The sequence below is a fragment of the Novosphingobium sp. CF614 genome (assembly GCF_900113255.1).
Taxonomy (GTDB): Bacteria; Pseudomonadota; Alphaproteobacteria; order Sphingomonadales; family Sphingomonadaceae; genus Novosphingobium.
In genome coordinates this window covers 205535-220221 of record NZ_FOOR01000005.1, presented here as the reverse complement: position 1 = coordinate 220221, position 14687 = coordinate 205535, and the positions used below count along the sequence as shown (strand labels likewise).

At 62.2% G+C, this 14687-nt stretch carries 13 protein-coding genes and 1 tRNA gene; 9 read left to right on the top strand and 5 right to left on the bottom strand.

Annotated features, from left to right (window positions below; all coding sequences use genetic code 11):
* Positions 1–68 precede the first annotated feature (68 nt).
* From dcm to BM052_RS08400, 5 genes are all read left to right on the top strand, one after another.
* Positions 69–1325 carry a DNA (cytosine-5-)-methyltransferase gene (dcm, locus tag BM052_RS08420; RefSeq protein WP_091145469.1) on the top strand — a complete coding sequence of 419 codons (1257 nt, stop codon included), beginning with the start codon at positions 69–71 and terminating at the stop codon, positions 1323–1325.
* Entirely contained in the window at positions 1318–1770 is a 453-nt protein-coding gene (locus BM052_RS08415) for a very short patch repair endonuclease (protein WP_091145467.1), read from the top strand. Before dcm ends, BM052_RS08415 begins: the two co-directional genes overlap by 8 nt.
* A gap of 60 nt (positions 1771–1830) precedes the next feature.
* Positions 1831–2988: a type II restriction endonuclease gene (locus tag BM052_RS08410; protein WP_218151533.1), complete on the top strand. Its 1158-nt coding sequence runs from the start codon at positions 1831–1833 to the stop codon at positions 2986–2988.
* Between the two features lie 249 nt (positions 2989–3237).
* Complete coding sequence (locus BM052_RS08405) at positions 3238–4722, top strand: UvrD-helicase domain-containing protein (RefSeq protein ID WP_143084784.1); 1485 nt, start codon at positions 3238–3240, stop codon at positions 4720–4722.
* Positions 4719–5324 carry a hypothetical protein gene (locus tag BM052_RS08400; protein WP_091145459.1) on the top strand — a complete coding sequence of 202 codons (606 nt, stop codon included), beginning with the start codon at positions 4719–4721 and terminating at the stop codon, positions 5322–5324. Before BM052_RS08405 ends, BM052_RS08400 begins: the two co-directional genes overlap by 4 nt.
* 6 nt (positions 5325–5330) lie before the next feature.
* Here the strand turns inward: BM052_RS08400 and BM052_RS08395 are convergent, their stop codons facing one another.
* Together BM052_RS08395 and BM052_RS08390 are read right to left on the bottom strand one after the other, a co-directional pair.
* Positions 5331–6671, bottom strand: a complete 1341-nt coding sequence (locus BM052_RS08395) for a tyrosine-type recombinase/integrase (protein ID WP_091145456.1) — start codon at positions 6669–6671, stop codon at positions 5331–5333.
* Positions 6672–6852: 181 nt separating this feature from the next.
* Positions 6853–6942: transfer RNA gene (locus tag BM052_RS08390), tRNA-Ser, on the bottom strand.
* Positions 6943–7053: 111 nt separating this feature from the next.
* Here BM052_RS08390 and hspQ point away from each other — a divergent pair.
* Positions 7054–7479 carry a heat shock protein HspQ gene (gene hspQ, locus BM052_RS08385; RefSeq protein WP_091145455.1) on the top strand — a complete coding sequence of 142 codons (426 nt, stop codon included), beginning with the start codon at positions 7054–7056 and terminating at the stop codon, positions 7477–7479.
* A gap of 194 nt (positions 7480–7673) precedes the next feature.
* Here the strand turns inward: hspQ and BM052_RS08380 are convergent, their stop codons facing one another.
* From BM052_RS08380 to BM052_RS08370, 3 genes are all read right to left on the bottom strand, one after another.
* The gene (locus tag BM052_RS08380) at positions 7674–7958 is read right to left on the bottom strand and encodes a hypothetical protein (RefSeq protein WP_091145452.1); all 285 of its coding nucleotides are present in this window, start codon (positions 7956–7958) and stop codon (positions 7674–7676) included.
* 88 nt (positions 7959–8046) lie between these two features.
* A complete protein-coding gene (locus BM052_RS08375) occupies positions 8047–8733 on the bottom strand; it encodes an ABC transporter ATP-binding protein (protein ID WP_091145451.1) in 687 nt (228 codons plus the stop codon).
* Entirely contained in the window at positions 8726–9967 is a 1242-nt protein-coding gene (locus BM052_RS08370; RefSeq protein WP_091145449.1) for a lipoprotein-releasing ABC transporter permease subunit, read from the bottom strand. The genes BM052_RS08375 and BM052_RS08370 overlap by 8 nt, the downstream gene beginning before the upstream one ends.
* Positions 9968–10912: 945 nt before the next feature.
* Between BM052_RS08370 and BM052_RS20240 the strand changes: the two genes are divergently transcribed.
* The 3 genes from BM052_RS20240 to BM052_RS08355 are packed head-to-tail and all read left to right on the top strand — an operon-like array spanning position 10913 to position 14678.
* The gene (locus BM052_RS20240; protein ID WP_255406034.1) at positions 10913–11047 is read left to right on the top strand and encodes a hypothetical protein; all 135 of its coding nucleotides are present in this window, start codon (positions 10913–10915) and stop codon (positions 11045–11047) included.
* Positions 11048–11053: 6 nt separating this feature from the next.
* Entirely contained in the window at positions 11054–13384 is a 2331-nt protein-coding gene (locus tag BM052_RS08360; protein ID WP_091145444.1) for a glycosyltransferase family 4 protein, read from the top strand.
* Positions 13385–13388: 4 nt separating this feature from the next.
* The gene (locus BM052_RS08355) at positions 13389–14678 is read left to right on the top strand and encodes a glycoside hydrolase family 130 protein (protein ID WP_177198395.1); all 1290 of its coding nucleotides are present in this window, start codon (positions 13389–13391) and stop codon (positions 14676–14678) included.
* The last annotated feature ends 9 nt before the right edge of the window (positions 14679–14687 follow it).

The following is a 14687-nucleotide window of genomic DNA, read 5'->3' as shown; positions in this document are numbered from 1 at the left end:
AGAACAAACTTGCCCGCTGGGAATCATTCTGCCAAGGTGGCCGAAATCGACACAGCGAGGGGCAAAACGTGCAAAGACGGGCAGCGAAGCAGAATGAATTCAACCGGCTTTGCGATCGCGCTGGGCTGACGCAGTCCGAAGCGGCGACCTTGCTTTCCGTATCAGACCGGACGGTCGCCCGCTACGCCAATGGTACGGGCCGGCCATCTCCTCTGGCGCTGCGCGTTTTGAAGGATGCCGCACGTTCGGCATCGGAAGGGCCTCGTCCGGTGTCGTTCCGCTTCATCGATCTGTTCGCCGGTATCGGCGGACTGCGCATCGGCTTTCAGGGGATCGGCGGTCATTGCGTCTTCACCTCGGAGTGGGACGAGAACGCCCAGAAGACCTATGCGCTGAACTTCCGCGATAACCATCCGCTCGCCGGCGACATTCGAGACTATGCCGAGGATCCTTGCCGGATTCCCGAACATGATATCCTGCTTGGGGGATTCCCGTGCCAGCCCTTCTCGATCGCCGGCGTGTCGAAGAAGAATGCGCTCGGCCGCCCGCACGGCTTTCTGTGCGACACGCAGGGGACGCTGTTTTTCGACACGGCGCAGATCATCGCCCACCATCGGCCTGCAGCGTTCGTGCTGGAGAACGTCAAGAATCTTGAAAGCCATGACAAGGGGCGCACCTTCGCCACGATTCTGAACGTGCTGGAGAATGAGCTGGGCTATCATGTCCAGACGCGGGTAATCAGCTCGGAGCACTGGGTGCCCCAGAAGCGCGAGCGGATCTTCATCGTCGGCTTCCGCGAACCGACCGCATTCGATCTGAAGGGGCTAAAACTGCCGACTGGCGGGCCGAAGCTGGGCAGCATCCTCCAGCCGCATGACGAGGTCGATCCCAAATACACCCTGACCGAGCGGCTGTGGGAGTATCTGCAGGCTTACAAGGCCAAACATACTTCGAAGGGCAACGGCTTCGGCTATAGCCTGTTCGGACCCGACGATGTGACGCGTACCCTGTCCGCACGCTACTACAAGGACGGGTCCGAGGTGCTGGTTGCCCAGCCCGGCAAACGGCCCCGGCGGCTGACGCCGCTGGAATGTGCGCGTCTGATGGGCTTCGACCGCGGCGATCGACGTTGGAAAATCCCGGTGTCCGATACACAGGCCTACCGTCAGTTCGGCAACGCCGTCGTCGTGCCGGTAGTCGAATTCCTCGCGCAGGCGATGAAGCCGCACATCGAATCTGCGCTCTCCAGTGCAACGAGCCGTCCTGACACGGCACCTGTTACCGTCACCCGTCCCGACCGGGAACCGATCCTCGCCCATGGCTGACATCGTATCGGCTGACGTGCGCAGCCGAATGATGGCAGGGATCCGGGGGACGAACACGAAGCCCGAGTTGCTGCTTCGCAAGGGTCTGCACGCAAGCGGCTTCCGGTTCCGGCTGCATGACCGGGTGCTACCTGGCAAGCCGGATATCGTGTTGCCGCGCTACCGGGCTGTCGTCTTCGCCCACGGTTGCTTCTGGCACGGGCACGACTGCCATCTGTTCAAATGGCCCTCGACGCGCCCGGAGTTCTGGCAGGCAAAGATCGGCCGCAACCGTGTGGTCGATGCTCGCTCGGAGGCAGCATTAATGGAAGCAGATTGGCGGCTGGCGATCGTCTGGGAATGTGCACTCAAAGGACGAACCCGCCTTCCCCTTGAGAATGTGATCTCCGCCTGCGCAGACTGGCTCAGGTCGGACCGGCAGCGAATCGAGATAAGGGGAGAGTAAATGCGTCGGGGATTGCTGTCAGATCTTTTCACCGGTGTTGTCGCCAAGCGGCTGACGCTGGTGGAAACGATCACCGAGAAATCGAACCAGCATGAGTTTCAGGGCACCCGTCCGCTGCGGCGCCTGCTGGGCGACGAGGACCGGCGCGGGATTCCGACCCGGTTCATCTGGATTTCCGGCGAGCAGGAAGCCCTTTCCGAAGACGGCTTCATGAGTTGGTCGAACGTGCGCAAGGGCAAGCCGCGAGCGGCCGAATATCATCTCTACTATTCCGGGAATGTCGTCACAGAGCTCATGCAGCCGGGTGACATGCTGTTTCTCGCGCTTCAGCGCGACGGATCGATCCTAGTTATCATCACCCCGGCGGGGACTCTTCAGAACCAGCTCACCTGGTTGTTCGGTCTGGAGGAGCAGTCCGAGTTCGGCTTCACCTTCCAGGAGATCGACGAGACCCACAATGCCGAGCTCGATTTCGCGGCGCGCTACATTCTCGACGAACTTGGAATCGAGCCCGAAGAGCCGGAAGCGGATCGGCTCGACGGCCTGATCGAGCGGTTCGGGCTGGTTTTCCCGACAACGCGCGTGTTTTCCGAGCTGGCGCGCACGTCCTTGCCCGAGGTTTCGGCCGCCGATGACCCCGACCGCGCGCTGATCGAGTGGATGGACCGGGAGGAGCAACTGTTCCGCAGGCTCGAGCGCCGGATCGTCGCCGAACGGATCGGCGGTGGCTTCCACGCGTCTGACGGCGCGGACGTTGACGGCTTCTTGTCCTTCTCACTCAGCGTGCAGAACCGACGCAAGGCCCGGGCCGGCCAGGCGTTGGAGAACCATCTGGAAGCGGTGTTCGGCGCACAGAACATCCGATATGTGCGTGGGGCCGAGACAGAGAACCGCAACAAGCCCGATTTCCTATTCCCTGGACAGGATGAATATCGCGATATGGCGTTCCCCGTGGAACGGCTGACGATGCTGGGCGCAAAGTCCACCCTCAAAGATCGCTGGCGTCAGGTTCTGTCCGAAGCCATCCGGATTGAAGAAAAGCATCTGTTGACGCTGGAACCCGGCATTTCCGAGAACCAGACCGACGAGATGCAGACCAAACGGCTTCAACTGGTGGTGCCACGCCGGTTGCACGGCACCTACCGACTGACCCAGCAATCCTGGCTGATGGACGTCGCCGGCTTCCTGTCCGTCGTGCGCGCCCGGCAGGACATCTGATCTATTCGGCCATAGACCCTGCAGCTCTTGATCATCGACGGAGGGAGCGGTCTTCCGGAAAGCCATTGCCCCGGCACGGCAATCTTGGAAAGTGCAAGGATATCTGCACGAATTCAGTCCGATATGATGCCCGGGAAGATTAGCTGATTGACCGGTAGCCCGTCATGCGCCCACGTTTGACCGGGGAGCTTCGCCTTGGGGGGAATACTTGAAACCGATTCGGTCCCGGACGACGAAGAGTCCGCATTGATGCTGACGGCGACCGCCACGCCACCCGGAGACTGGGATCCGTCGCAGAAAGCCGTCATCCTTTCCGCGGTAAGCAGTCGACTGATTGTTGATGCAGGGCCGGGGACCGGGAAAACGGCTGTTGCCTGCGCTCGCCTTGGCCACCTTGTTCTCGCAGAAGATGTTCGTCCGTCGCAGACATGGATGATCAGCTTCACCCGGACAGCGATTGCGGAGATCCGGGCCCGTCTTCACAGCTATATCGGCGATGCCGCCTTTGCGGTGAAGGTGGCCACCGTCGATGCGCATGCATGGGCCATCCATTCCGGCTATGATGCCACGGCGAGCCTAACGGGCAGCTACGAGGAGAATATCGGGCGAGTACTCGCTCTCGTCGAAGGCGATGACGACGTCATCGATTATCTTCGGAACGTCGAACATCTGATCGTTGATGAGGCCCAGGATCTGGTAGGTCAGCGTGCTGATCTCGTTGAGGCAATCATTTCTCGGCTCGACTCCTCTTGTGGTGTGACGGTTTTCGCCGACGAGGCCCAAGCAATTTACGGCTTTTCGGAGGACGAGGATTGCTCGGCCTCAAAGAAGCCAGAGGAGTTGCTCGAGCGATTGCGCTCCAATCCCGCCTATCGCTTCGACGCTGCCGCGCTCGACACCATTCACCGCACCTCGGCCAAGGGTCTACGGTCGATCTTCTCCGAGGTTCGCACGGCCGTGCTCGGGGGACGAGGCGATGGTGACGGTCTGTTCGCCCGGATCCGGCAAAGCATCGCAAATTATGCGGATGGAGACGACCTGAAGCCTACCGAGCTTGGGCTCGATACCCTCGCCGCAGGCTCGCTCGTGCTGTTCCGCACGCGGCCCGAGGCACTGCTGACGTCGCAATTCTGCCAAATACCCCACAGCCTCAGGCTGTCCGGCTATGGTGGCAACCTTCCGCCATGGCTTGCCATCTGCTTCCACGACTGGTTGCAGACTTTCATGGCGCGCGACGAGTTCATGGGGCGGTGGGCGTCTCGCGTCGAACACGGCTCGCCACCTGGCTATGGCCCTGATGAGGCTTGGGCGAAGCTGGTCCGCCTCGGCGGGAGTGCGGACGGATCGCTGGAGATGGCGCGGCTTCGCCGCGCGCTCGCTCGCCGCAGTGCGCCAGTCGAGCTTGCAACAGCCGAGTTCGGCCTGCCCGGACCGGTGATCGGCACCATTCATGCGAGCAAGGGCCGCGAAGCCGATAGCGTTTTGCTGCTTGCGTCCGACGATAGGGAATTCAAGTCAGTCGAAGACGAGGAGGAGGAAACCCGCGTCCTGTTTGTGGGATCGACGCGTGCACGCCTCAGCCTCAAAGTTGGCAAGGCGATCAAATATCCCGGATCGACAAGGGTGGATTCGATCCCGCTCATCCGCTGGCACGTCGTCCGATCGCGCGGCTGTACGCCTTCCAGCGGATCGTGTCGAAGAACAGCAGTGGCGGCTTTCCCACCCTCGTCATGAACGATGGCGCGGTCGCCTACAGCAATGTCGAGAATGTCCGCAGCGACAAGATCTGGCGCTTCATCGAACGCTGCTGGACGCTCTACAGTGAGGCGACGGCTGTCGATACGCGCGCTGGCGGACCGGGATTGCGCGCAGTGATCGCGGTCGGCCTCCGCGCGAAGGGCAGCAATCGCGGGATCATCGCGCAGGAAGATGCGCTGACGGCAATCATCGACGACCTGGCGAATGGCCGGACTGACCGGGACACCGCTGTTGCGGAAGCGCGCAAGGTGCGACGGGTATTCGACATCGTGCCCCAGTTGCAGGCCAATTTCGCGTTCACGCGCGCCTATGAAGCCGAACAGGCCGGGACCGATGGAGGGTTTCCTGGCCCCAACCTGTTTCTCGACGAGGCCGTGTTCGCCGACGGCATTCCTTCCTGGATCAGGGCAGGCGCGACCATCCCCTGGCGGCCGGGCAAGAGTTCACTCTCGACGTCGTTCGTACCGCTTGCGGAGATCGACGCGGTTACAGTCGAGAGCGCTCGCACAGTCTTTCGCACGGGCGACCAGCTGCGCGAGCTGCTCAACTATCCGGGTGGTCGCCGACACATCGGCTGATGTCGGTCAGGCAGCCCGCCGCCACTTCGGGAAACGAAAGTCCGAGTCGACCGGGTCGGGCAAGCGCCGCCGCGAATGCTCGCCGATCGCTTTCGACGGACGTTCGATGAGGGCTGTCGGGTCGGGCAGTCCTTCGCTCAGCATGTCCGCCCAAATCGTCGCCAGCTCGCGTCGCCGGGGCATGTATGCCGCCCGGTTATACGCACCTTCGACCTTACCCGTTGGGACGTGCGCGAGCATGAGGTCGATGACCTTGCGGTCATGCTCCTTGCCCTCGCGTTCGGCCCATTCGTTCATGATGGTCGAGAAGGCCGCTCGAAAGCCGTGGGGGACATGGTGACCATGATAGCCGGCGCGGTTGAGCAGGTAGCCGATCGCATTCTCGCTCATCGATCGATGGCCATGCCGGTTGCTGGGGAACAGCAGATTGCCCTCGCCAGTCAGCGGCCACAGCGCCCTCAGTACTGCCAGCGCCTGTGGAGTGATCGGCACGAGATGATCACCGTTCAGTTCGTCCTTCCGGTCAAGGTCGCCCTTCATGCGCGAAGCCGGGATGCGCCACAGCGGCAGCTTGCCGTTGAGATCCTCGAACTCATCCCAGCGCGCTCCGCGCAGTTCGCTCGGCCGCACAGCTGTGAGCGCCAACAGGCGCAACGCCAGCCGGGTGATCGGCCGGGCATAGTCTTCCTCGGCCGCGATGATCATCTTCCGCAAGGGGACAAGGTCGGTGATGGCGGGCTGGCGGCCTTTGCGCAGCGGCTTCAGGACCTTGCCAAGCTTCTCGGCCGGATCAATCTGAACGATCCCCTTGGCGATGCCGTAGACGAAGACAGCCGAGATTCGCTGCCGGATGCGCTTGGCGGTCTCGATCGAGCCGCGGGCCTCGACCTCCCGCAGCACACCCAGCACTAGCGGCGGCGTCAGTTGCGCAATGGGCAGGGCGCCGATTGTCGGGAAGACATCCCGCTCGAGGCTGCGGATGATGTCCGCGGCATGGACCTTGGCCCACTGCGCCTTGGCGTTCTCATGCCATTCGCGGGCGATACGCTCGAACGTCTGTCGCCCCGCCTCGATATTCTCCTCGATCCTGAGCTTCTTCGCGACAGCGGGATCGTGCCCTTCGCAAAGGGTCGTGTAGGCCTCGTCGCGTTTCGCACGCGCATCCGCCAGCGAAACGAGAGGGTAGGCTCCGAAGGCCATCGTCTTGTTCTTGCCGTCATAGTTGTAGTTCCAGCGCCAAAGTTTGCCGCCACTCGGCGCGACGAGCACAAACAGCCTGTTGGCATCGAAGAGCTTGTACGATTTCGGGCGCGGTTTTGCCGTGCGGACTTTAACATCGGTGAGCATTTCCGGTCTCCTGAGATACCTCGTTTTTCGACCGCCGATACCTCGTTCTGGCACTTCCGAATCACCGGAAGGCCATGGACGGGCACGGACGGCCGAGGCCGAACCGGTCAGCTAAACATTGGTAATCAGGAGGAAAAAGTCGATATCGGGGGTCCGCTATGGACCCCCGTGGACCAGTCCGTGGCGGAGAGGGTGGGATTCGAACCCACGGTACGGTTACCCGTACACCGCATTTCGAGTGCGGCGCATTCGACCACTCTGCCACCTCTCCGCAAGAGATCGTGATGCAACGGACAAAACCCGCCGGGTCAAACGAAGCGCGCCGGTAGCCCAGTTGACCACGCTTGCCAAGCCCCCGTTTTGGAAAAGCGGGGATCGGTCGATGGCCATGCTTGTCTCGCATCCGCGCAAAACCTATATGATGGCCATGAACCGAGCGTCCTACTTTTCCCCTCAGGCCGGGCGCGTCATTGACGCTCCGCGGCAGACGTGGGCGCGTTTCGCGATCGGTGATGTGGTACGCCACAAGCATCACGACTTTCGCGGTGTCGTCTTCGATATCGATCCGGTCTTCGCCAATAGCGAGGAATGGTATCAGTCCATTCCGATCGAAGTGCGTCCTTTGCGTGAACAGCCCTATTACCACCTCCTGGCCGAGAACGAGGATTCCAGCTACGTCGCTTATGTCAGCCAGCAGAACTTGATGGCCGATGCTGACGGCGGTCCGGTCGACCATCCCTCGCTTTCGCAAATCTTCGAGGATTACCGTAACGGTCGCTACCAGTTGCGCCACGGCTTGGCACACTGATCTTTATTTGCCGCGCGAGAGTTTGCCGGCAAGTTGTTGCAATAATTCCATCAATGGAACGAGCCAGGACAAGCGCGGGAAGCACTTTGGCGCGATAGACGCGCCCCTTGTCCGTCCCGACCGGCACGGCTGGTTTCAAGGCTGATTTCCCCGTCGCCCGTCGAAGCTGACGGAAAATCCGCGATGGCGCGGTATCAGCCGTCGTTCCTGGGGAAATCGGCGCGGCGGGCAAGATTGCGGATCTCGCCGATCGTCAGCCTGTGGTCACCATCCTTCTGGATCGCGTAGTCCGGTTGCCTGTCTTCGGGCAGACCCATCACGAACTGGATCAGATCCGCCACCGTGCCGCGCCGGATCGTCTTGAAACGGTGGAACAGTCCGCCGCCATCCTCGCACTTGTGCAACTCGGCCGAATCGTTCCAGCCGAATCCCGTGGGGAAGCCTCCGCCGTCATGGATGGTGGACGGGATATCGTTCATCACGCGGTCCTTTCCCTGCGTTCAACGCAGCACATTCGATGTGGGACTAGAAGCCGCGAATTCAACGCGGGTTCCGGGAGCCGGCCGGCTATGCCAGAACCCCGTCGTGAAGCCGCACCACGCGGTCCATCGCGGTTGCCAGCCGCTCGTTGTGAGTCGCCACCAGCGCCGCGCTGCCTTCCCCGCGCACCAGTTGGAGGAACTGGGCGAAGACCTTGTCGGCAGTCGCCTCGTCAAGGTTGCCGGTGGGCTCATCGGCCAACACCAGCCGTGGCCGATTGGCCAGTGCACGGGCGACGGCGACGCGCTGCTGCTCGCCGCCCGAAAGCTTGCTCGGCCGGTGTTCCAGCCGCTGCGCCAGACCCAGCGCGCTCAACAGTTCCTTCGCCCGCTCCTCGCATTCGGCGCGCGGCTTGCCGGTGATGAGCTGGGGCAGCACCACGTTCTCGATCGCGCTGAAGTCCGGCAACAAGTGGTGAAACTGGTAGACGAAACCGATATGATCGCGCCGCACCGCCGCACGCTCGTTCTTGCCGAGGCGGGACGCGTCGATTCCGGCGATCTCGATCCTGCCGCCGAAGCCGCCTTCAAGCAGCCCCAGCGCCTGCAGCATCGTCGATTTACCCGAACCCGAGGGGCCGAGCAGCCCGACGATCTCACCCGGCCGGATGACAAGATCGACGCCGCGCAGAACCTCGATGGTTACGCCGCCCTGCTCGAAGCTGCGCGTAAGCTTCTCGATCCGGACGACCGGTTGCCTGGCGGGATCATTCATAGCGCAGCACCTGCACGGGATCGGTGCTCGCCGCCCTGAAGGCCGGATAGAGCGTAGCAAGGAAACTCAGCAGCAGCGCCATCACGCAAATCACGGTGATTTCCACGGGATCGGAGCGCGCGGGCAGCTCGGTAAGGAAGCGGATCGAGGGGTCCCACAGGTTCTGCCCGGTCACGATTTCCACCGCATGCACGATCGGTTGGCGGAAGTAGAGGAAGATGAAGCCCAGGATCACGCCCGCGCCCGTCCCCAGCGCGCCGATGCAGAAGCCGGTGGTGACGAAGACCTTGAGCAGCGAGGACCGCGTCGCGCCCATGGTTCGCAGGATCGCGATGTCACGCGTCTTGGCGCGCACCAGCATGATGAGCGAGGAAAGGATGTTGAACACCGCGACCAGGACGATGATCGAAAGCACCACGAACATCGCCACGCGCTCCACCGCCAGCGCTTCGAACAGCGAGGCGTTGATGGTCTTCCAGTCGGTAACGATGGCGCGGCCGGCCAGCTTGCGCTGGAGCGGGGCAAGGATCTGGCCGACGCGGTCGGGATCGTTGGTGGTTATCTCGATCATGCCGATCGAATCGCCGGTGAGCAGCAGTGTCTGCGCATTGGGGATCGGCATGACGACGAAAGCGTTGTCGTAGTCGTAGACGCCGATCTCGAAGATCGCGGCGATGCGGTAGGCGATCTGGCGTGGCACCGTGCCGAACGGCGTGGCGCGCCCCTGCGGGTTTATCACGGTAATCACGTCGCCCACTTGCGCGCCCAGGTTCTGCGCCAGCTGCGATCCGATCGCGACGTTGTCGTCGCCCGTCCGCAATTCAGCAAGATTGCCCGCCTGGATCTTGTCCTTGAGCCGGCCGATATCCTCGCCGGTATTGCCGCGTACCAGGATCGCCTCGACCCGCCCGTTGAAGCTGGCGAGCAACGGCTGCTCGATCAGCGGCGAGGCCCGCACCACACCTGGAGTGCCCCTGACGTCCTTGAGAACACCCTGCCAATCGTCAAGCCGCCCGCCATAGGCCTGGATGATCGCGTGGCCGTTGAGCCCCACGATCTTGTCGAAGAGCTCGGCGCGAAAACCGTTCATCACGCTCATCACGATCACCAGCGCCGCGACGCCGAGCATCACCGCGATCAGGCTGATCCCGGCAACCATCGCGATAAACCGCTCGCCCTTGCCGGGGAGCATGTAGCGCTTGGCGATTGTCCATTCGAAAGGGGATAGGATCAAGCGACGGGTCCGTCTGTGATCGGGCTGACGCAGTGGCATTAGGCGGACGAACGATGGCTGGCAAGCACGGCTACGCGTGCCGGATTTCACCGCCAGTGGGGGTACGGTGGATAGAGCAAGTCTCCGGGGCAGGAACAGGCCGGTGAGGACATCGCGGCATCACTCGGCTTCTCGCGAGCGGTGACGCGGCTTGGCCGTGGCGTTGGCGGAAACGTGCACCGTCCAAAGGGGATGTCCGAACTTTCTGCCCAAACGGACCCCAAAACGGACCCCAAAACGGACCGATGACTTTTCCACCTTCTCGCCGTCCCGCAGGGCAATGGTCGCCTTGAAGTGGATCGACCTTGGCGAGTTCGAGTCCAGGTGGACGATGTAGTCGGTCTGCCAGCGAAGCCCCAGTGCAAGGTAGGAAAGCGATCGTCGCGCATCGCCCTTCCCCGGCCTCGGTTCGTACCGACAGCGTTGCGATTGCCTATGATGTCCATGGGCTTGCCGGTAACATCGCAGCTCCGGTGCAAAAGCTTGACCGATTTACCGCAAAGGTCGCTCCACCGCGAGCGATTAAATTACAGCATTTATCCATAAATCATGCGAAAATTCTTTAGATATATGCTAAAGACATTTTTCGGAACAATCCATGATAATTATGATTTTTCCTGGGAACAATTATTTCGTTCGTTTGATATGAGTATATAACTCATGTTAATCAACGAATTGATTATAACCAAATGACCGGCCCACTGTGCTATTCCGTCATGATCGATCCATTGAATATCGAAAGATGCGAGCGCAAGATCGAAATTATCGGCCGATGCCTGGGACCTTTCGCTTGCCGTTCCCACTCCTCAGCCCCCGCGGAATGCGGCAGCGGGCCGATTGCCTCTTCCCGCCCACGGCCTTTTGCCGACCCTTCGATCCCGAACAACCAGGATGGAACCATCTGAAATGACCAAGACGCAGGAACACGGCAATCGCGAACTTCGCCAGCCCCAGGCGGCTAAGCCAGAGGCGCGCCCGGCATTTGCCGTCCAGGAAACATCCGCGGTGGAAATGATCGCCCAATCGAAAGGGAAGCACTGAGATGGCTTGCACACACCCGCGCTTCGGGTTGCCTTTGTCGGCAATGCCCTGCCGCGCCGCTGCGGCATAGCCACCTTCACCACCGACCTGGAACTCGCGGTTGGTGCCCTCGACGAGATCGCCGAGACGTCGATCGTCGCGATGCGCGAACCGGGTGGAAACCACGCCTTTCCCGAGATCGTCGGAAAGACGATCCGGCAGGAGGAAGCTGGCGACTATCTGGCCGGCGCCGATTTCATCAACCGCGAAGGATTCGACCTTGTCTGCCTGCAGCATGAGTATGGTATCTTTGGCGGTGATGCTGGCGCTCTCGTCCTCGACCTGATCGCGAAACTCGACGCTCCGCTCGTCACCACGTTGCACACCGTGCTCGACCGGCCGAATCCGGCGCAGCGCCGGGTCATGGAGACCATAATCGCAGCATCCGCTCGCGTGATCGTCATGGCCCGCAAAGCCCGTGAGATACTGATCGAAACCTATGGTGCCAACCCGGACCGGATCGATGTCATCGGTCACGGGATTCCCGATGTTCCGCTCACGTCATCGCGGGACGCGAAGGAACGACTGGGCTTTGCCGGACGCAAGGTCATCCTGACTTTCGGGCTCATAAGCCCGAACAAGGGCATCGAGACGATAATCGAGGCAATGCCGGAAATCGTCAAGCGATCCCCCGACATCGTGTACGTGGTGATGGGGGCGACCCACCCGATATTGCGCGCCGAAGAGGGAGAGCGATATCGCGACAGTCTGGTGGACCGGGTTCGTGAGCTTGGGCTCGACGATCACGTCGTCTTCATCAACCGCTTCGTCGATCGTCCCGAACTGCTGGAACACATCGCCATGTGCGATGTCTATGCCACGCCCTATCTGGTGGCGTCGCAAATGACATCGGGCACTTTAGCCTATTCGCACGGCGTCGGCCGCCCGGTCGTCTCCACGCCCTATTGGCATGCCGCCGAACTGCTGGCCGACGGGTCGGGCGTGCTGGTCCCGTTCGACAATCCCGCCGGCTTTGGACCGGCCATCGCGGCCCTGCTGGGCGACGAGACGCAACGTCTGGCGATGGGCCGCAAAGCCTATGCCGCCAGCCGGCCGATGACATGGGCCAATACGGCGCTTCGCTACGCCGCGAGCTTTCGCAGTGCCTGCCGAGAGGGCGGGATTGCGAACCGCAAGGGGCCGGAGATCTCCGCTTTCGCGCCGAGGACTGCGCGCGCGCTGCTCCATCCCGCGTTCCCGGCCATGGCGCTCGAGCATTTCACCGCCATGTGTGACGATACCGGCATGTTCCAGCATGCGGTTCATGCCATACCGGACCGCGATCACGGCTATTGCATCGACGACAACGCGCGCGCGCTGCTGCTGTGCTGCAGCCTGGCCGGGGGACCCGACGCATCGCTGGCAGACCGACTATCATCGACATTCGCGGCCTTTATCCAGCATGGCTGGAATCCCGATAACCGGCGCTTTCGCAACTTCATGGGGTTCAACCGGCAATGGCTGGAGCCCGCGGGATCCGAGGATAGCCACGGCCGCACGCTGTGGGCGCTCGGCACCTATAGCGCGCATGCCAGCGCGCCGGGATGCGCGCGCTGGGCGAAAGGGCTCTTCAGCGAAGCGCTGGAAGGCGTGGCGGCCTTCACATCGCCGCGCGCATGGGCGTTCACCTTGCTAGGCCTGGCACCCTATTGCACGACCCATCCGGAAGATCACGCGGCTGCGCGGATGCGGGTTCGACTCGCCGGCCGCCTGGAAGAACTGCTGCGGGCAAACGAAACCCCCAAATGGACATGGTTCGAGGATGCGCTGAGCTACGACAATGCGCGGCTGCCCCAAGCCCTGATCGTCACGGGGGCCGCGACGGACGCGCTTCATCTCGTTGACGCCGGACTGCGCAGTCTGCGCTGGCTCATCGCGATGCAGATAGCGCCGCAGGGGCATTTCCGGCCCATAGGTTCGCATGGTTTCCTGCAGGCGCCCCGCAGCATGCCCCAGCCTTTCGATCAACAACCGCTGGAAGCCTGTGCAACGATCGCCGCCTGCGCGGCGGCACGGGACATCGACCCCGAGTTTCCGTGGCAGGCAGAGGCGGAGCGTGCCTTCGACTGGTTTCTCGGCGCGAACGACCTGGCCGTCGAACTTGTCGACGTGGCGACCGGAAGCTGCCGCGACGGGCTCCATCCCGATCGGGCCAATGAAAACCGGGGGGCGGAATCGACGCTGTCCTACCTGCTTGGGCTGGCCGACATGAAGCAACTGAAAGGTGCGGACCGCTCGACCCTGATGCGGGCCGTGCAGGGGGTCATGCCCCTGCCGATTGCAGCCGTCGATGGTTGACGACATGGCACCGCCCGCACCTTTCTTCAACCGCCAGGCGCTCCACCTGCGGCCCGATCCATCGCGCGTCGTCGTTCGCTCGTTTCGACCCGCCGTCGAACCCAGGGACCTCACTCCCGTCGACAAGACCCGGGCCAATCATATCGTCGATCGCGTCCTGGCCCTTGGCAAGGACGAAACGCTGCAACTGCTCGCCGCAACGCTGCGGAACTTCGACGACCGGCACCGAAACCTGCCGGCCATCTTCGAACGGCGCGCAGCGGAAATGGAGGATGTCTTTGCCAGCCACGCAACCTTTTCGAAGGAGCAGCGCCAGCTTGTCGGCGCCTATTTCCTCCATGAATATAGTTTCGAGGCCGCCGCCCTGTTCAACCCGAGCATCGTGCCACACCCGGACCAGTCGGGATTGGCCAAGGATTGCAGCCGCTTCATTCTCAGCCTGCGCGCGATTGGCGAAGGCCACATCTCGTCGCTGACCTTTCGGTCAGGAGTCCTGACTGTCGACGGAACGGTCTTCATTGATCCTCCCGCGCGGCTTGCCAGCACGCCGGAGGTGACTGCCCGCCTGGGCGATCACCTGGAACTCACCTTCGATCCCGATGGCGATATTGCCGAGCGGGTGATCTTTCCCATCACCGACATGCAGGCGAACGGCATCGAGGATGCCCGCTTCGTGGCATTCAGCGACGAGGGCCAAACCACGTATTACGCGACCTACACCGCCTACAGCGGCCAGGGCATCCGTTCGGAACTGCTCGAAACCAGGGATTTCCTCTCGTTCCGCCTGACCCCCCTCAAAGGCGCGGCGGCGCGCAACAAGGGCATGGCGCTGTTTCCGCGCAAGATCGGCGGGCGCTATGCGATGATCGCGCGCCATGACAATGAAAGCCTTCACCTCATCACCTCCGACACGCTTCACGATTGGGGGCTGGGCCAGGTCATCGTGAAGCCGAAATATCCGTGGGAATTTGTCCAGATCGGCAATTGCGGCTCGCCCATAGAGCTTGACGAAGGCTGGCTTCTCTTCACCCACGGCGTCGGCCCGGTGCGCCACTATTCGATCGGCGCGGTCCTGCTGGACAAGGAGGATCCGTCGCGCGTGATCGGACGCTCGCGCGAACCGCTCGTCCAACCGGAAATCGCGGAACGGCAAGGGTACGTTCCCAATGTCGTCTATTCGTGCGGGGCCATGAAAGTGGGGGAACGGATCATCCTGCCCTATGCCATATCCGACGCTTTCTCGACCTTCGCCACGATCAAGACGGCCAAGCTTCTCGAACTTCTCAAAGACTGAACGGGGCAA